This is a genomic window from Pseudoxanthobacter soli DSM 19599 (genome assembly GCF_900148505.1).
In the GTDB taxonomy this organism is placed as follows: Bacteria; Pseudomonadota; Alphaproteobacteria; order Rhizobiales; family Segnochrobactraceae; genus Pseudoxanthobacter; species Pseudoxanthobacter soli.
This window is the reverse complement of record NZ_FRXO01000001.1, coordinates 966439-984054: the sequence shown is the minus strand read 5'-3', so window position 1 is coordinate 984054 and position 17616 is coordinate 966439. Positions and strand designations below refer to the sequence as shown.

Here is a 17616-nt window from a genome sequence, read left to right as displayed (position 1 = left end):
ACCGGCGGTCCACGGCAACGCCTCCCGCGATTTCTGGTTCATGCTGGACGGCGCGGCCCGTTCGGGAAATCGGCCATTGGCATGGCGGGTTCATACGTTCGTTTGCGCGCCGCCATCCGGGCGGTCGATAAGGGCGTGACTTGAAGAAAACGCCGTGGAGACAAGGTGTTACGGCCGGGTGTGACCGGGGGCGCAGACGCTGGATACACCCGGCGGCCTCGGCCGCCGCCATCGCCATCCGCCGGCGCCGGCCAACGCCATACGAGTGTATGGTTTCCCGAGCGGTGCATTTCACGGACAGAGAATGCGGACGTCCGGCCATGATGCGGCGTCCGCCTGCAACACCAGCCGGCCGCAGCTCGACAGCGCCCGGCGACAAGGGAGCCCTGTCATGAGCCCGCGCATCCTCATTGTCGGCGGATCCATCGGCGGCCTGTTCGCCGCCGTGCTGCTCCACCGGGCCGGCTTCGACGTCACCGTCACAGAGCGTTCGGTGCATGGCCTCGAGGGACGTGGCGCCGGCCTTGTCGCTCAGCGCGAGGTGTTCGCCATCCTGCGCGAGGTCGGCTTCGAGCATCTCGCCCGCATCGGCGTCGTTGCCCATGAGCGGATCTATCTCGATCGCGAGGGCGCCGTGATCCACAGCCAGCATACACCGCAGACGCAGCTTTCCTGGGACGTGCTGTTCCGCAGCTTTCGCGCGCTTCTGCCGGACGAACGCTATCTCATCGGCCGGCAAGCGGTCGAGATTTCGCAAAACGACGCGGGCGTTCATGTTCGCTACGCCGACGGCGGCGAGGAACGGGCCGACCTTTTGATCGGCGCGGACGGAATCGGCTCCGCGGTGCGCGTGGCCGTCTCCGGTGCGCACTCCCAGCCCGACTATGTCGGCTACGCGACGTGGCGTGGCCTCGTCCCCGAAGAGACCGTGCCGCCGACCGCTGCCGGGCAGTTGTTCGAGCGCTTTGCCTTCTTCGAACTGCCGGGCTCGCACATTCTCGGCTATCTCGTCACCGGTCCGGACGGTTCCACCGCCGTCGGCCGCCGCCGGTATAACTGGGTCTGGTATCGCCGGTACACGCGCGCCGAACTTGATGACGTGCTTACCGATGTCGACGGCGTTCGCAGGCCGTTCTCGCTCGCTCCCGGCCGCGTTCGCTCCGATGTCGCAGCAACCATGCGGGCCGATGCCGGGCGCTTGCTTCCACCCTCGTTCGCCGCCGCCGTCGCTGCGGAGCCGCGCCCCTTCGTGCATGCCATCTTCGACTATGCGCCGGCGCGGATGGTGGCCGGCCGCATCGCGCTCATGGGCGATGCCGCGTTCGTGGCGCGGCCGCACACCGCGATGGGTGTCGCCAAGGCGGCCGGCGACGCGTTCGCGCTGCGTGACGCCCTTGTCGGCACGCCGGACCTCGATGCCGCGCTCTCCACCTACGAGGCCGCGCGTGAACCCGTGGACCGCGCGATCGTCGTCTACGGCCAACGCCTCGGGCAGTCGCTGGGCTGAGCGGCTGCCGTCAAACCAACGTATGACAGTCGACATCGGGCGTATAATTCCGTCTTCCGCGCGTTCCTCTATGGTCGGTTAAAGATCAGCATGTTCCCGCCCGGGAGGAAGATACGATGAGCGATCAAGACTATATCGGCTCCCGTGGCTTGCATGGCATCGCCGAGCCGGTGGAGAAGATGCTCATGCTCCTGTTGCCTTCGGCGCCGCGCCTGATGTTCGGTCTCCGTCTCGCGGCGTCGGTCTCTCTGGCGCTGTTCGTCACCTATTATCTGCAATTGCAGAACTCGTTCTGGGCGGCGACGACCGCGGCGATCGTCTGCCAGCCCAACCTTGGCGCCTCTCTTCAGAAGGGCCGCTTCCGGGCCATTGGCACGATCGTCGGCGCCTTCGTGATGGTCGGATTGCTGGCGATGTTCGCGCAGGACCGGAATACGCTGATCCTCAGCCTCGCGCTCTGGTGCGGCCTTTGCGGGTTCGCGGCGATCATGCTGCGGAACTTCGCGTCCTACGCCGCGGCACTGGCGGGGATTACGGCCACGATCATCTTCGCCGATACGATGAACGATCCGACCAATGCCCCTTTCCTCGCCATCATCCGCGTCAGCGAGATCTGCATCGGCATCGCATCCGCAGCCCTTGTGATGCTCGTCACGGATTTCGGCACCGCCCGGCGCCAGCTTGCCGGCATGCTGGCTCATTCCGCGATCCAGTTGTCCCGCGGGTTCCAGATGACCCTGGCGGCCGAAAGCGACACCCCTGCCACTCATGCCGCGCGATGCGAGGTCGTGCGCTCGCTCGGCCTCATCGAAACGGCGACCGATGCCGCAATCGGCGAATCCTCCTATCTCTATTCCCGTGCCGGCAATCTGCGCGCCGCTCTCGCCGCGCTGATGGACGCCCTGGTCGGGTGGCGCAATGTCGGCAATCACGACGATGCGGCGAGCGGATCTGCGGTTGCCATCAAGCGCGAAGTGTCTCCCATCCTCGCGCGCATCGACGCCACGCAGATCGAGCGCGATCCCCGCCGGTTCCGTGATGTCTGCCTTGAAGCCGCGTCGCAGATCGCTGCGATCCGCACGTTCGACTTTGCGAGCTGCATGATCGTCGATGCCGCGCGCGACGTTGCGGCGAGCCTCGCGAGAACCGCAGACAGCATCCTGCTGCTTGACGGCAAGGACGCCGCGCGGGTGCCGGGACCGGCGCGGAGGCCGATCGTCGCCGATCCGCTGCCTGCGGTGCTGGGCGGCGTGCGGGTGTTTCTCGCTGTGCTCTTCACGGCCACCTTCTGGGTTGCGACCGCGTGGCCGGGCGGCGCGTTCGCGGTGGTGTTCTCGGCTGTCGCGACCCTGATCTTCGGTTCGTTCGGCGATCAGGCAAGCGTGCTCGCGAGGGATTACACGCTCGGCGCGGCACTGATCGCGGTGATCGGTGGGGGGCTTTATTTCGGCGTGCTGCCGTCCCTCAGCGGCTTCCCGGCGCTGGCGGCCCTTCTGTTCCTGCTCTTTGTGCCGCTCGGGTACATGCAGGCCGGCAAGTGGCACAGCGTCGTGTTCCTCGCGATGTCGATCGCATCGCTGCCGCTGCTCGGTCTCGGCAATCCGATCACCTACGACGCGTCGGGCTATTTCAATCTGGCGCTTGCTGTGATCACGGGCAGCCTCGCCGGCACCCTGTTCTTCACAGCCCTGCCGGTGGTCGGTCCTGCCGTTCGCGCCCGGCGCCTGCTCGCCCTGTCGCTGCGCGATCTCCGCCGGCTGGCGGTGCAGCCGCTTCGGCGGGCAGCGCCGGTCGACGGCGCCGAAACCCTCGCCGATATCGGAACGGGCGTCCCGACAGCCGCGAACCCGGCATTCTTCGCACCCGTCTCGAGACCATCCGAACTCCATCACTGGAACGTGCTGATGGGGCGGCGCATCGAGGCGCTCTCGCCCCAGGCGGTCATGGAGGAGGCGGGAAACATGATGACGATCCTCGCCCTCGGGCAGGCCGTGATCTATCTCCGGCGCAACGTGGCCAGCGATGCCGGGCGGCGTCTGCTGACGGAGGCGCTCCACCATCTTGCCGCGGCACGTCTGACGGCCGCCGGCAAGGCATTCACGGCCCTCAGCCATGCGGCGGCGGAAGCCCAGCACCGGTCTGCCGAAACAGGACCATCACGCCCCGTTCACGTCCGCGCACAGGTCGCCGTCATCCTCGACGCGCTCGATCGCCACGCCGATCTGCTTTCGGCGCGGGCTACGCCCTGGCGTGTCCTGTTCCCGGCCGCGGCTTGAGAGGGCAGGGCGCATGTACACGGAAATCAACCTGTTCGGCGTCTACGTCGCACCGTTCATGGTGATGATGGTGATCGCCTGGTTCGTCACCATTCCCCTCAGGATGGTCGCCAATCGCTACGGCATCGCCCGGAAGGTCTGGCATCCCGGCCTGTTCAACCTCTGCATCTACATCATTGTTCTCTCCCTCATCGTCCTCGCCGCTGGAGGTCGCCTATGAGCGCCGTCGAAGCTTCCGGAAGCCGGGCCTCCCGCCTGCGCGGGCTTCTTCCCTTTGTTTTCACGCTGGTCGCGCTCGGCATCGCCGGCTTCCTCGGCTGGAAGATGTGGCAGGCTTACATGGCGACGCCGTGGACCCGCGACGGGACGGTTCGGGCCTATGTGGTGACCGTGACGCCGCAGGTCTCGGGCCGGATCGTGGACCTCGCGGTGAAGGCCGACCAGTTCGTGCACAAGGGCGATCTCCTGATGGAGATCGAGCCTGCCGACTATCAGAATGCGCTTGCCGACGCCGAAGCGGCGGTTGCGCGCGCCAAGGCCGATTTCGACAACAAGCAATTGCAGGCGCAGCGCCGCGCCGAGCTGACCTCCGTCGCCGTCTCGAAGGAGGAACAGCAGACTTTCGCCGCTGCGGCGGATATGGCGGGGGCGGTGTATCGGCAGGCCGTGGCGACAAGCGATCAGGCGGCGCTTAATCTCAGCCGAACCCGGATCGTCTCGCCGGTCGACGGCTACGTCACCAACCTGCTCATCCAGCCCGGAGACTATGCCCGATCCGGGCAGAGCGCGCTGTCGGTCGTCGATTCGAACAGCTTCTGGGTCGACGGCTATTTCGAGGAAACGGCGCTTCGCACGATCCGGATCGGGCAGCCCGCCACTGTGTCGCTGATGGCCTATCCTGAAACGCTGAAGGGCCGGGTCGAGGGCATTGGCCGCGGCATCACCGTTCCGAACGCGCAGGCCGACGCGTCGGGGCTGGCCACCGTCAACCCGGTGTTCACCTGGGTTCGCCTCGCGCAGCGCGTTCCCGTCCGCATCGCGCTGGACGATGTGCCGCCGTCCATCACGCTCGCGGCAGGGCTCACTGCGACGGTCACTGTGGACGCCGGGAGCGCGGTGGAGACTCAGGCGGTGGATGTGGCCGACGACGAGCGATAGGGCGATTCCATCGCGCGAGGGCGAGATCGGCCGGCGGCGCAGGTTCGCGCGCCGCGTCGAGTGTCCGATTTCCGCAGTCGATGAGGCAAAAAAAAAGACCGCAGCGAACGAGCGCGCGGTCTTAAGTCTGGGAGGAAACGCCCAAAGAGGGCACATCCTGTATATCGCGGTGCAGCAAGGAGTGCCATGCCGAATGCGGCAATGCAGCCATGTGATTTGTGCGGAGCAGCGAAAGACGAACTGACGGTCAAGCGCGGCCGGGAAGGGGACGCGCGTCGTCGAGCGCGGCAAGCTGAGCCATTCCGGCGAATCCGGCCATCAGTCAGGCAAAAAAAAGACCGCAGCGAACGAGCGCGCGGTCTTAAGTCTGGGAGGAAACGCCCAAAGAGGGCACATCCTGTATATCGCGGTGCAGCAAGGAGCACCATGCCAAAGCCGACAATGCAGCCATGTGTTTAGTGCGGAGCAAAGTGCACACTGTGTCTCGCGGGTGCCTTGGCGCGGCGCGACGTGGGCGGTCGGCATTTTTGAAAAGGACCCGCCGTGCAACCGATCCCGGAGGTGGCGGCGGGAAGGCGTGCCGCGCCCCAGAGTATGGTCGATCGAGGGGAACGCCTTCATCTGACGGAAAAATCCTGGTGCGGACGGCGGGGCTCGAACCCGCACTCCCTTTCGAGAAGCAGATTTTCTTGCCACTTCGGCTTTCGCCGCCGCCGGCTGCTGCCGGCGTTCGTGGTCTGGACTATCCCTTCACCATGGCCGGCGCATGGAGCACCGGCGGTAGGCGCCGCCCGTCTAGTCTCTACACCTTCCCGGATCGAGCCGGGGCATATGCCGGGCGGATCGGGCTTGGCTCGGGATTGGCCTGGGCGCGTGCGCCTTTAGCGTTCCCCGAATTTGGGCGGTTCTACGCCGCGGATTTCCCCGCGGGCACTCCAATTCAAAGTCTGCTGCGTCTACCGGTTTCGCCACGTCCGCTTCAGGTTGTCATCGCACCGGCCTCTACCACGGGGCGGCCGCGGTTGCGAGCCCGGCCGCCGTGTTGCCCGGAGAGGCAGGGAGAAAACGCCCCGGCGGGGAGCCGGGGCGGTCTCGTCAGACGGCCGCGATGACGGCGATCTCGACGGTGAAGGCCGGCGCGGCGAGCTTCGCCTCGACGGTGGCGCGGGCCGGGGCGTTGCCCTCCGGCACCCAGGCGTCCCACACGGCGTTCATCTCGGCGAAGGTGCCGATATCGGCCAGATAGATGGTGGCCGACAGGATGCGGGTCTTGTCGGTGCCGGCAGCTGCGAGCTGCGCGTCGATGCTGGCGAGCACCGAAGCGGTCTGCTCGGTCACGCTCTTGCCGGCGGCGGCTTCGCTCGCGACCTGGCCGGCGAGATAGGCGACGCCGTTATAGACGACGGCCTGGCTCATGCGGCGGCCGGTCTCGATGCGCTTGATGGACATGGGCGGAATTCCTCGGCGTTTGCAGGCGGGTGTTCCAGGGTCGGCTAGCGGAGCCGCCGTCGGAACAAGGTGCGGGCCGAGGCATAATCGCTCGGCTGCGCGCTGTCACCCATCGCATTGCGGCCGGCGGCGGTTTCGATGCGATCTGCCGATACGGCGGACGATGACGTTCGTCCGCGTGCCGCGCTCGGCCCGCTCAGGCGGCGGCGGGTATCGCGCTGCCGCAGAAGCCGGCGAGCGTCTCCGCGAGCCGCATCGCGGGCTGTCCCGCGCCGGGCGCAATCATCAGCGCCAGCTCGGCCGGCTCCACCGGTGGGAAGCCGTCGCGACCGTCGAGCACGCGATGGTCGGACGTCAGCACGCGGCGGTCGAGCAACGCGACGCCGAGCCCACCGGCGATGGCTGCCTGGATGCCGAGCAGGTTTGGGCTTTCATAGGCGACCGTCCAGCGGCGTCCAGCGGCCTCGAGCGCGCGGATCATCCGGTCGCGGTAGATGCAGCCTTGGGGAAACGCCACCAGCGGCACCGGATCGAGCGTCGCCGGCGCATCGTGCAGACGGCTCGCGATCCACACCAGGTGTTCCGGCCAGGCCGCGAACGCGGTGCCGGCACCCGGCTTGCGCTTGATCAGCGCCACATCAAGTTCGCCGCGTTCCAGCGCCGCCGTGAGCTGAACCGATAACCCGCACCGCACTTCCAGTCGGCAGTCCGGCCGGCTGCGGGCGAAGGCGGCGACGGTCTCGGTCAGGGGCGTGATGGAGAAGTCGTCGGGAATGCCGAGCCGCACCACAGGGGGCGGCGGGTCGCTGGCGAGCGCGGCGCGGGCCTCTCCGGCCAATTCCAGGATGCGGCGGGCATAGCCGAGCAACCGCTCGCCTTCCTCCGTCAATTGCACGGTGCGGCCGTCGCGGAGGAAAAGCTGCCGGCCGAGATCGTCCTCCAGGCGCTTGATCTGCTGGCTGACGGTCGACTGCGTGCGGTGGACCCGCTCGCCTGCCCGCGTGAAGCCGCCGGTATCCGCGACGGACACGAAGCTGCGCAACAGGTCGAGGTCCAGCATCCGGGCAACCCTTCGATCGGATGTCCTGCTTGAGATCGTCGGGCAGGGCGGACGCCCTCCAGCCGATCATCGCAGCGTGCTTGACGCGATCCTGCAGGTCAACCGGCTCGCCGTGGCGTCATCCGCCTGACGAGGTAGGCAAGAAGAGGCGGGCAAGACGAGGGGGGCAAGTGGAACTCCGTCCGCCGACAATATCGTCGGCGGACGGAATGAGACTGCACGGCCGCGACGCGAACGCAGGACAGATCGCGTCACGGCCTGCTGGCGCCGACCGCAAGGTCGCGGCGGGCGCCGATCCAGGTCATGCTGCGCGGACGGAGTCTACGAATTTGCGAACCTCGGCGCGCAGGGTCTCAGACTGGCGGGAGAGTTCGCTCGCCGAGGACAGCACCTGCGTCGCCGCCGCCGCCGACACCTCGGCCGCCTGGCTGACGCCGGCGATGTTGGCGGTCACCTCGCTGGCTCCGAGCGCCGCCTGCTGGACGTTGCGCGCGACCTCGGCCGTGGTCGCGCCCTGTTCCTCCACCGCTGCGACGATTGCCGCTGCAATGCCGCTGATGTCGCCGATGGTGCGCCCGATGCTTGAGATCGCGGTCACCGCCTCGGTCGTCGAGCCCTGCATGCCGCCGATCTGGGCGGAGATCTCGGCGGTTGCCTTCGCCGTCTGCTCGGCGAGGCTCTTCACCTCCTGGGCGACCACCGCGAAGCCTCTGCCTGCCTCGCCGGCGCGCGCCGATTCGATCGTCGCGTTGAGGGCGAGGAGGTTCGTCTGGGCGGCGATGTCGCCGATCATGCCGACGACGGCTCCGACCTTCTCGGCGTCGACGCGCAGGTTGCCCATCCGCGCGTTGGTCTGGTCGGCCTCGCCGACGGCGCGGCCGGCGATGGCGGTCGACTGCGATACCTGCTCGCCGATCTCGCTCGCCGAGGCCGACAGCTCCTCGATCGCCGCGGCGACCGTCTGCACGTTGACCGCCGCTTCCTCGGCGGCCGCGGCGACCGCCGCCGCCTGGGCCGTGGTCTGCTCGGCGGTCGCGGTGAGGTTCTGGGCGGCCGCCTGCAGTTCGGTGGACGCCGACGATACCATCTCGACGATGCCGCCGACCGCCGCCTCGAAGCGCTCGGCAAGTTCGTTCATCTCCGCCTTGCGCTGCGCCGCGGCGGCGCGCTCCGCTTCCGCCCGCTCCTGACGCAGCCGCTCCGTCTCGGCGAGGTTGTCGCGGAACACCGCGAGGGCGCCGGCCATGTCGCCGATCTCGTTGCGGCGTCCGTCATATGGGATCTCACGGGCGAGGTTGCCGCCGGCAACGTCCGTCATGGCGGAGGTCAGCCGGGAGATCGGGGTCGTTACGCCGACAATGATGTAGGCAAGGGTGCCGAGGCCAAGAAGCGCCACTACGCAAGTCGCGATGACCGTAATCGCCTGCACCGACGATGCCGTCACGACGCTCTGTTCCCGCGCGGCGGCGGCGCTCTTGTCGTTGAGTGCAACGAGGCTCTCGGCTGTCGCCATCGCCTCGTCGAAGGTGGCGCGCAGCTCGGTCCGGAACAACGCCGCGGCCGCATCATTCTGATTGGCGCGTGACAGATCGACGAGCGCGGCGCGGCGATCAATGTAGGCCTGCCACTGCTGGCTCAACCGCTCGTAGGTCTGGCGCTCGAAATCGGAGGAGATGAGGCGCTCGTACTTGGCGCGAACGGACGCGACGCGGGCGGCGGCAGCATCCATGTCCTTCTCCGCCCGCGCCATCTCTTCGATCGAGGTCGACATGACGTGGGCGCCCTCCGCGATACGCATCGCGGAGATCGCGACCTCAAGCTCTGTCACAGCCTTGACGCTCGGGAGCCAGTTCTCGGCGATCTCGTTGGTGTCGTCAGCCAGACGCGCCGTGCCGTGCAGCGCAGCCCACGCCAGACCTCCAGTCGCGGCCAGCAACAGAACTACGGCGGAAATCAACAATCTCTTCACCGTGAAGCGCATTATATAGACATCCCTATATTCATAAAAGTCGCGAAGCTCTTTGTATTATAATCGTATAGAAACGAATACAATACAGAAAGTGAAATAATACTAACGGTGCAATACCTTATTACTAATGAAAATTTGTTGACTATAAAACGAGGAAATTCTGGAATGGGGCATCATATCTTCGGCGCTGGATGTCGAAGAGGGGGTTTTCTCTATCATGTTCAAAGGCGTGACGATCAGGTCCATGGCGAAGCTCCTCGGCCAACTCTGCGCATCGACCTTGTCCGGGGGGCGGGCGGAGCGTTACCCTGTCCGAATTCACCTCGCGTCTCGGTCGCCGGAAAAACACATGAGACGTCGTTTCGCACCGGTCAATTTGGATCCATTCCAATTTGGATGCGGAAATGTCCTGCGCGCGTCGGGAACGCTTACGGCTACGCGCAGCGCCGCATCTCGGAGGTGGCATGGCGCGGCTGCAAAAGAGCCGATTCCATCCATTTTGGAGCAGATCGGCGGGAGATACCCTTCGAACCGGAAGCAACTCCCCCGGCTACGGCATGCAAATCCTCTACGTTTGTCGACGTCTGCGCCCAGTCTACGCCACCGGCCGCCGCGCGACGGCGAGGTGGTCGACATCTGTCCCGCGCGTCGTTCGATGGTGCGCGCCGACCCGGCGAAGGCACCTGAAACCGGAGGTCGGTGCCTTGACGTTCATCATCAGGCTCGCTTGCCTGTTCGCCATCGTCTTCGCCTGGACGGCCAACGCCTCATCGCAGGAGATCACGCTCGAATGGGCCACGGCCGACGGGCAGTTGCTCCAGTCGGAGACCCTCGACATGGCGGCGTTCGAAGCGCTGCCACAGACGACCGTTCAAACCGAGACGCCATGGACGAGCGGCGTGCAGACCTTCACCGGGGTGCTGCTGTCGGCGCTCGCCGAGCGCGGCGGGCGGCCGGTACGGGAGGCGCGCCTCGTTGCCCTCAACGACTACTCGGCGACCGTTCCGGCCGCCGACTGGAAGGCCTACGGTATCGTCATCGCCTCTCGCCACAATGGCGCGCTGATGCGCATACGCGACAAGGGGCCATTCTGGGCGATCTATCCGATCCACGATTTCTCGAAATTAGACCAGCAGATCTATCATGCTAGAATGGTATGGCAGATCAAATCCATTCTATTCATTGTGGAATAGATCGGTGCGACTGGGTAGCCGCGTCATTTTCGCGTCATTGTTGGCCGTAACCGTCGGGCTTTTTGCCGCGACCATGATGCTCTATTCATCCCTCATCCAGCAGCGCGCGTTGCTCGCGGTGACGGTGCGTACCTCCGGCTGGGTCGCCTACCAGGCTCAGCTTGAGTACGTGAAGGCGATGGCGGCGCTGGAGCATGCGTCTCATGATTCCAAGCCGGAAGCGCTGCAGCAGGTTGTGCTGCGACTGGAGCTGCTGAGTTCGCGCCTTGCGATCCTCTACGAATCGGAGGAGGGACGCATGCTGCCGGACATCGAGAGCTACGTTCCAACGCTGCAGGCGTTCGAGGCGCGCCTCGACGCCCTGCTCGCCGCTGCCGAAGGAATCGCGCCCGGCGACGCCGGGACGGCATCGACGCTGCGGACCTGGGTGAACGATCTCGTGCCGCTCGGCGTCCTGCTGCAGAAGCTCCTGATGACCTCCGTCGCGTACAACGAGGAACTCTACGCCCGGGAGCGGGAGCTTTCGACGACTACGGTGGTCGTTCCGATCGTCCTCATATTTCTTTGCGGCAGCGCCCTCGTCAGCATTCTGCTTGTCCAGGCTGCCCGCGACCGGCGGCACTTGCGCGAGGCGCTCGCGGCGCGTGCCGAGGAATCGGTGACGCGGCGCAGCCTCCGGGCAGCCCTCGACGCAATGCCGGCGGTGATCGTCATCTTCGACCCGGCCGACGACAGGGTCTCCTACGTCAACCCCGCTGCTGCCGAACTGGTCGACGGTTGCATCGAGCATTTCGCCTGGGCTCAGTTCATCACCGCGTGCAAGGAGCAGATGTCGGCGAGAGGCGAGGTGCCGTGGGGGGCGATTTCCGCAGCCGTGACATTGCCGAAAGGCGAAGTCGCCTCGCTGCGCGGGGCAGCACGCGAGATTTCCTGGGAGGGCCGCAACCGCGTCATGCTGGCGCTCGCAGACACGACCAAGATCCGCGACGCGGAGCTGCAAGTCATGCAGGCGGCCAAGCTCGCGACTCTTGGCGAGATGGCCTCTGCCATCGCCCACGAGCTGAACCAGCCCCTCGCCGTCATCAACATGGCGGCGGCGAACGCCTTGCGGCTCGTCACCGGCGGGGCGGAGCCCGCCGCCGTGGTTGCCAAGCTCAACCGTATCGCCGAGCAGGTGGAGCGTGCTCGCCGCATCACCGACCAGGTCCGCCGCCATGGCCGTATGCCCGCCCAGCACGCCGTGCCGTTCGCCCTTCGGGCGGCGATCCTCAACGCGATCGGCTTCGTCGCCGAGCAGTATCGCCTCGCCGGCATCCGACTGGAGATCGCCGTGGATCTTCCGCCCGATCTGCTCGTCCGTGGCGAACAGACGATGTTCGAGCAGGTGATCGTCAACCTGCTCGTCAACTCCCGCGATGCGCTCGTCGAACTCGACGGGCGCGAGACGAAACCGCTCGCTCGCATTGCCGCCACGACACACGCGGACCAAATCACCGTTACCGTCGACGACAACGCCGGCGGTATCCGCGCCGATATCATGGACCGGCTGTTCGACCCGTTCACCACGACGAAGCCCGCCGACAAGGGCACCGGCCTCGGGCTCGCGCTGTCGCGCACTGTCGTACGCGACATGCAAGGCACCATCGATGCTGCGAATCTCGGCGCGGGCGCCCGCTTCACCATCGTGCTGCCCGTCGCCGGAGACACCAACCGACGGGGCATGGTTGCATGACGGGCCACTCGATGCTGCTGTGCGACGACGAGCCGGCGCTCGCCGAGGAGATCGCCGAGTTCTTCACCTCGCTTGGCTGGAGCGTGCGGACGTGCGCCGATGGACTGGCGGCGGAGCGGCTGCTCAGCGGGGGGCTGGCGCCGTCTTGCCTCGTCACGGACCTGCACATGCCGGGCGGCGGCGGCGAAACGCTGCTCGCGGTGGTGCGCTCGTTGCCGCCCGAGAAACAGCCGGCCGTGGTCGCTGTGATGACCGGGCACGCGCTCGAAGGCACGACCGCAGCCGCCTTCGGCGCCGACTTGCTCTACCGCAAGCCGGCCGATCCCTTCGTCATGGCCGAGGATCTCGCCAGCCGGCTGCGGGCTTCGGCGATCCCGCCGTCGCCGCCAGCCGGCGCCGAACGCTCGATCCTCATCATCGAAGACGATCCCATGATCCGCAAGGAGCTTGCAGCCTTCCTCGAGGGGTTCGGGCATCAGGTCGCGACGAGCGCGGGCGTCGACGCACTTGATCAGCGGCCGCAAAGCGCCTTCGATGTCCTGATCCTCGACCTGCATCTCGTCGAGACCGATGGGCTCAAGATTCTGCACGGACTCCGGGACCGCGCGGTCGTTCCAGACGTCCTGCTGCTGAGCGGCCACGGCGAATCCGTGCTGAAGGCGGCGACCACCGTCGCCGAACGTCTGGGGCTCACTGTGCTCGGCGCCTACGGAAAGCCCGTCGATCCCGATGCGCTTGCCCGCAGTGTCGCGCGGCGCGGGCTTGACGCTGCGCCGCGCGACATCCGGACGAGCGATCCGGATGCGGTCCGTGGCGCTCTCGTCGCGGCGCTCGATGCGGGCGGCATTCCGATCGCCTTCCAGCCGAAGATGTGCGCCCGCACACTGGTGTTCGCAGGTGCGGAGGCGCTGCTTGCCGGAACTCTGCCGGGATTGGACCCGGTGCGGCCGCAGGACATCGTCGCCGCCGCCGCGGCCTCCACCGAGCTTCTCGTCCGCCTCACCCTTTCGGTCCTGGAGCAGGCGGTGGGCGGTTGCGTCCGTTGGCGGCATCTCGGCTGGCAGGGGCCGGTGAGCGTCAACCTACCCGTGGAGGTCCTGCTCGCGCCCGACGCGGTCGGCACTCTCGAGCGTGTCACCCGCGCCGGCGGCCTTCGTCCCGCCGACGTGACGTTCGAACTCATCGAGGACGCAGTCTACGATTCGTCCACCGCCGCGCTCGCGGCGCTGGCGCAGCTGCGCCTCGCGGGCTTCGGGCTTTCCCTCGACGATGTCGGCCGCCGCCAGAGCGGCCTGCTGCAACTCGCCAACCTTCCCGTCTCGGAAATCAAGATCGACATCGAGATCTTGCGGCAGGCCCGCACGTGGGGGAAGGCGCGGGAGATCTTCGCCTCCCTCGCCGCGCTCGGCCGCCGTCTAGGGGTCGCCGTTGTCGCAGAAGGCGTCGAAGAGGACGTGGATCTAGCGCTCGTCCGTGCGCATAGCGTGGACTACGTGCAGGGTTTCCTGATCTCGCCGAAGCGACCGCTGGACGATATGCTGGCACTCGGCCTAGAATTCGAGCAGCTGCGGCGACGCTATTGCGACGGCCGCGAAGCGGCGGGGGACGAAGATTGGGACAGCCGACGCCGGTGAATGAGCCGCGCCTGCTTCTGGTGGACGACGAGCCTCTGGTGCTGGAGGAGCTCAGCGAGGGATTGGCGGCCCTTGGCCTGCCGTGCAGGACCGCCGGCAGCGCCGCGGAAGCGCTTGAGCTGGTGCAGCGTTTCCCGAGCCTCGATGTCGTCGTCACCGACGTACAGATGCCGCAGATCGATGGCATCGAGTTGCTGCAGAAGCTTGCCGTCCGTCGCAGGGCGCGGCCCCTCGCCGCGATCGTTATTTCCGGCCGCGCCGCGCTCGACCGGGCCGTCGCGGCGCTGCGCCTGCATGCAGTCGACTTCCTGCAGAAGCCCTTGACGCCCGAGGAGGTCGCTCTCGCGGTTCGGCGTGCCTTCTCGATCATCGAGGACGCGGCGCCGGGCGCCGCGCCGGTGCAGAGCCGGCCGAAATATCTCGAGGCGCTCGTCGCCGCCCGCGCCGACCGCCAGGCCCTGTTCAAGGGCGACCTATTCTCCGATCCCGCCTGGGACATGCTGCTCGATCTCGCCCTTTCGGAGGCCACGGGACGGCAGATCTCCGTGACGAGCTTGTGCATCGCCGCCGGCGTACCGACGACGACCGCGATGCGCCGTCTTGAGGACCTGCAGACGGCCAATCTCGTCGAGCGGACGCCGGATGCGAACGATCGCCGCCGCATCCTGGTGCAGCTTACCGAGGAAGGGCGCCGGAAGATGGATGCCTTCCTCGAGCGTCAAGCGTCGCGCATGGGTGTCCGGCTCGGCTGACCGGCCAAAGCTGTCCGTCGAACGTCAGCCTACGAAGCAGTATCCGAGGCGGCGTCTACAGTCGATGACGTCGTGACCGAGGCGCTGGCGCAGGCGACGGCGCAGCTTGCTCACGTGCGACTCGATGACATAGTCGTCGACGCCGGTGGCGAGCGGGCCGTACAGCGCCTCGAAGACCTGGCGCTTGCTCATTCGCCGGCCGGCGTTCGCAACGAGATATTCGAGAATGTTGCGCTCTCGCCGCGGCAGGCAGAACGTCTCGCCGTCGATCTGCGGATCACTGCCGTCGGCAAAGACCGTGAGCCTTCCCTTGCGGACGCCTTTCTCCTCCCCTTGCGAGCGGCGCCAGACCGCATCGATGCGGGCGACGATCTCCCGCCCATGCGTCGGGAGCGGCAGCACGTCGTCGGCCCCGGCCGAGAGCCAGCGCAGCGTCTGTTTGAGGTCCTTGCGAACCACAACGGTCAAGACCGGCGCCCAGCTCGCCATCCTGATGCGCCGCAGGTCGTCGTCACACACCGCCACACCCGAGACGACGAAGCCCCGCACCGAGGCGATTTCGTCTGCTGCCGGCTCATCGAGCCATCGCGTCAGGTCGTGTCCGCTGAATTTTGCGATATCGGCCCCGGAAGATTTCAGATCGGAGCAGATGTTCGTCATCACTCGACATTCGTCATCGACTACTATGTACATCTTATTGATCCGGGGTATTAATTAGAGAATTTCGCCATGATTTATTGGATATTTATGCTTGTTAGATCATGGCGGAACAGTATTTTTTAGATTCATTTCAAACAAGCGCTGAAATGCACTGGGATGGAACCAAACATCCACCGAATTGGAGGGATCTCGGTCGTGGCGAGCGAGGCTGAATTGCGGGAAATGGCACGGAAGGGAGTTTTGTGACCCGAGATGCCGGCACGGCGGGGGCTGGCAGCGGATGATCGCCGTCTTGCGGTCATCTGCGCGAGCCTGTGACCGCCGCGGTGCTGACCGAACCGATCGGCCCGCAAACCGCGGCGGCCGACACCGCAAGTTCGGCCCGCGAACCAGCTCCTAGAGTGCTTTCCGAGCTGATGGATTCGCCGATTGCAGTCGCATCGAATACGTCTTCGGCGCGATCACCTGCTCAAGCCGGATCACGACCTGCTATGACGCGACCGCGTCCGGCTTCCCCGGTTCCATCCAGCGTACCGCGCCGCCAACGAGAAACAGGTTCGTCCACCCGATCGTGCGCGGGCTCGTGGGAAAATCAACGGCGCGGGTGATACGTCGTTCCGGCGTCGCTTGTGTGCGAACAACCTTGCCTGCGGAGAACGCGCGGTCGCATACACTTTCGCGCCATGCTCTTTCTCTGCGCAGATCTGTGACGATCTGCCCATATCACAATCTCGACGCAATTCGCCGGAGATGCGAGTTTCAATGACGCCGCCGGATATCGTTCGGGGTGCGGTGTTCCCGATTCCCGGGCCGCCGTCGCCGGGCCGGGCAAAAACAAGCGTATGTACCAGAGAAGAGCGGTTCAAAATGGGTAAGCACCGGCTGACGTTCTATATCGTCGTGGCCATGATCCTCGGCATCGCCGTCGGATATGCAAATCACAAGCTCTGGCCGGATCCGCAGACCGCCGCCGAAATCGCCGACCACATTTCCCTGGTGACGACGATCTTCCTTCGCCTCATCAAGATGATCATCGGGCCGCTGGTTTTCACGACGCTGGTGTGCGGCGTCGCCCACATGGGCGACATGAAGACGATCGGCCGCGTCGGCGGCAAGGCGATGCTGTGGTTTGTCTCGGCCTCGCTGGTGTCGCTCACCATCGGCATGGTGATGGTCAACATCCTGCGGCCCGGCGCCGATCTCGGGCTGCCGCTGCCGGCAATGGATGCCAAGAGCGGGGTTCAGACGACCTCGTTCAGCTTTGCCGACTTTATCAACCACATGATCCCGCAGAGCGCGGTTGGCGCGATGGCGGAGAACGAGATCCTCCAGATCGTGGTGTTCTCGGTGCTGTTCGGGCTCGCCGCGGCTTCGCTCGGCCCGAAGGCGCGCGGCCTCGTGCTGATGATCGAGGAAGCCTCGCATGTCGTCCTGAAGGTGACGGGCTATGTGATGGCACTGGCGCCGATCGCCGTGTTCGCGGCCATGGCCGCCACCATCACCGAGCATGGCCCGGGTATCCTCGTCACCTACGGCCGCTATATGGCGAGCTTCTATTTCAGCCTCGTGATCCTGTGGGTGCTGATGTTCGCCGTCGGCTACGCGCTGATCGGCAAGACGGCCCTTCGGGTCGCCGCGCTGGTGCGGGCCCCGTTCGTGCTCGCCTTCACCACAGCGTCCAGCGAGGCGGCCTACCCCGCGATGATCCGGCAGCTCAAGAAGGTGCCGGTGAGCGAGAAGATCATCTCCTTCGTGCTGCCGCTCGGCTATTCGTTCAACCTCGACGGGTCGATGATGTACTCGACCTTCGCGACGCTGTTCATCGCCCAGGCCTATGGCATCGAGATCCCGATCGAGCAGCAGATCGTCATGCTGCTGGTGCTGATGGTGACGAGCAAGGGGATGGCGGGCGTGCCGCGGGCCTCGCTGGTGGTGGTCGCGGCCACGCTGCAGATGTTCAACCTGCCCACCGCTGGCCTGCTTTTGGTGCTCGGCGTCGACCAGTTCCTCGATATGGGCCGCTCGGCGACCAACGTGCTCGGCAACGGCATCGCCACGGCTGTCGTCGCCAAGTGGGAAGGCGAGGACATCGATGCCGTTGTGCCGGACGAGGATGAGGAAGACATGCCCGCTGCGGCCTGAGAGGGCCGATCACGGAGCCCCGGACGTTGCCGTCCCGCCCGGTCGTAGAACCGCGGCGGGACGCGCGAGATGGGCAAGGGCAGG

Annotated in this window: 13 protein-coding genes; 9 read left to right on the top strand and 4 right to left on the bottom strand. The window is 66.2% G+C overall.

From position 1 onward, the window contains the following. The first annotated feature begins 391 nt into the window (after positions 1-391). The 4 genes from BUF17_RS04130 to BUF17_RS04115 all read left to right on the top strand — a co-directional run bounded on the left by BUF17_RS04130 (position 392) and on the right by BUF17_RS04115 (position 4941). Positions 392-1507, top strand: coding sequence for an FAD binding domain-containing protein (locus tag BUF17_RS04130; protein ID WP_073625855.1), 1116 nt, complete (start codon positions 392-394; stop codon positions 1505-1507). A 116-nt stretch (positions 1508-1623) separates the two neighbouring features. Next, positions 1624-3783, top strand: coding sequence for an FUSC family protein (locus BUF17_RS04125; RefSeq protein ID WP_073625854.1), 2160 nt, complete (start codon positions 1624-1626; stop codon positions 3781-3783). 13 nt (positions 3784-3796) lie between these two features. Further along, positions 3797-4003: a DUF1656 domain-containing protein gene (locus tag BUF17_RS04120; RefSeq protein ID WP_073625853.1), complete on the top strand. Its 207-nt coding sequence runs from the start codon at positions 3797-3799 to the stop codon at positions 4001-4003. Continuing rightward, the gene (locus tag BUF17_RS04115; protein ID WP_073625852.1) at positions 4000-4941 is read left to right on the top strand and encodes an efflux RND transporter periplasmic adaptor subunit; all 942 of its coding nucleotides are present in this window, start codon (positions 4000-4002) and stop codon (positions 4939-4941) included. Before BUF17_RS04120 ends, BUF17_RS04115 begins: the two co-directional genes overlap by 4 nt. A gap of 1095 nt (positions 4942-6036) precedes the next feature. On the opposite strand, the gene BUF17_RS04110 is transcribed toward BUF17_RS04115, so the two are convergent. The 3 genes from BUF17_RS04110 to BUF17_RS04100 all read right to left on the bottom strand — a co-directional run bounded on the left by BUF17_RS04110 (position 6037) and on the right by BUF17_RS04100 (position 9431). Further along, the gene (locus tag BUF17_RS04110) at positions 6037-6390 is read right to left on the bottom strand and encodes a RidA family protein (protein ID WP_073625851.1); all 354 of its coding nucleotides are present in this window, start codon (positions 6388-6390) and stop codon (positions 6037-6039) included. A gap of 196 nt (positions 6391-6586) precedes the next feature. Beyond that, a complete protein-coding gene (locus BUF17_RS04105; protein WP_073625850.1) occupies positions 6587-7450 on the bottom strand; it encodes a LysR substrate-binding domain-containing protein in 864 nt (287 codons plus the stop codon). 301 nt (positions 7451-7751) lie between these two features. Continuing rightward, positions 7752-9431 (bottom strand): methyl-accepting chemotaxis protein, encoded by a 1680-nt coding sequence (locus BUF17_RS04100; RefSeq protein ID WP_073625849.1) that lies wholly within the window; start codon positions 9429-9431, stop codon positions 7752-7754. Positions 9432-10123: 692 nt separating this feature from the next. Here BUF17_RS04100 and BUF17_RS04095 point away from each other — a divergent pair. The 4 genes from BUF17_RS04095 (at position 10124) to BUF17_RS04080 (ending at position 14730) form a co-directional block, all read left to right on the top strand. Further along, the gene (locus BUF17_RS04095; protein WP_139282397.1) at positions 10124-10612 is read left to right on the top strand and encodes a putative pterin-binding protein; all 489 of its coding nucleotides are present in this window, start codon (positions 10124-10126) and stop codon (positions 10610-10612) included. Positions 10613-10688: 76 nt separating this feature from the next. Further along, on the top strand, positions 10689-12344 hold the full coding sequence (locus tag BUF17_RS04090; protein ID WP_175563601.1) for a sensor histidine kinase: 1656 nt from the start codon (positions 10689-10691) through the stop codon (positions 12342-12344). After that, positions 12341-13978, top strand: a complete 1638-nt coding sequence (locus BUF17_RS04085; RefSeq protein ID WP_073625847.1) for an EAL domain-containing protein — start codon at positions 12341-12343, stop codon at positions 13976-13978. The genes BUF17_RS04090 and BUF17_RS04085 overlap by 4 nt, the downstream gene beginning before the upstream one ends. Next, positions 13975-14730 carry a response regulator gene (locus tag BUF17_RS04080; protein WP_084564000.1) on the top strand — a complete coding sequence of 252 codons (756 nt, stop codon included), beginning with the start codon at positions 13975-13977 and terminating at the stop codon, positions 14728-14730. The genes BUF17_RS04085 and BUF17_RS04080 overlap by 4 nt, the downstream gene beginning before the upstream one ends. A gap of 24 nt (positions 14731-14754) precedes the next feature. On the opposite strand, the gene BUF17_RS04075 is transcribed toward BUF17_RS04080, so the two are convergent. Further along, the gene (locus BUF17_RS04075; RefSeq protein ID WP_175563600.1) at positions 14755-15390 is read right to left on the bottom strand and encodes a response regulator transcription factor; all 636 of its coding nucleotides are present in this window, start codon (positions 15388-15390) and stop codon (positions 14755-14757) included. Between the two features lie 867 nt (positions 15391-16257). Here BUF17_RS04075 and BUF17_RS04070 point away from each other — a divergent pair. Further along, positions 16258-17532 carry a dicarboxylate/amino acid:cation symporter gene (locus BUF17_RS04070; protein WP_073625844.1) on the top strand — a complete coding sequence of 425 codons (1275 nt, stop codon included), beginning with the start codon at positions 16258-16260 and terminating at the stop codon, positions 17530-17532. The last annotated feature ends 84 nt before the right edge of the window (positions 17533-17616 follow it).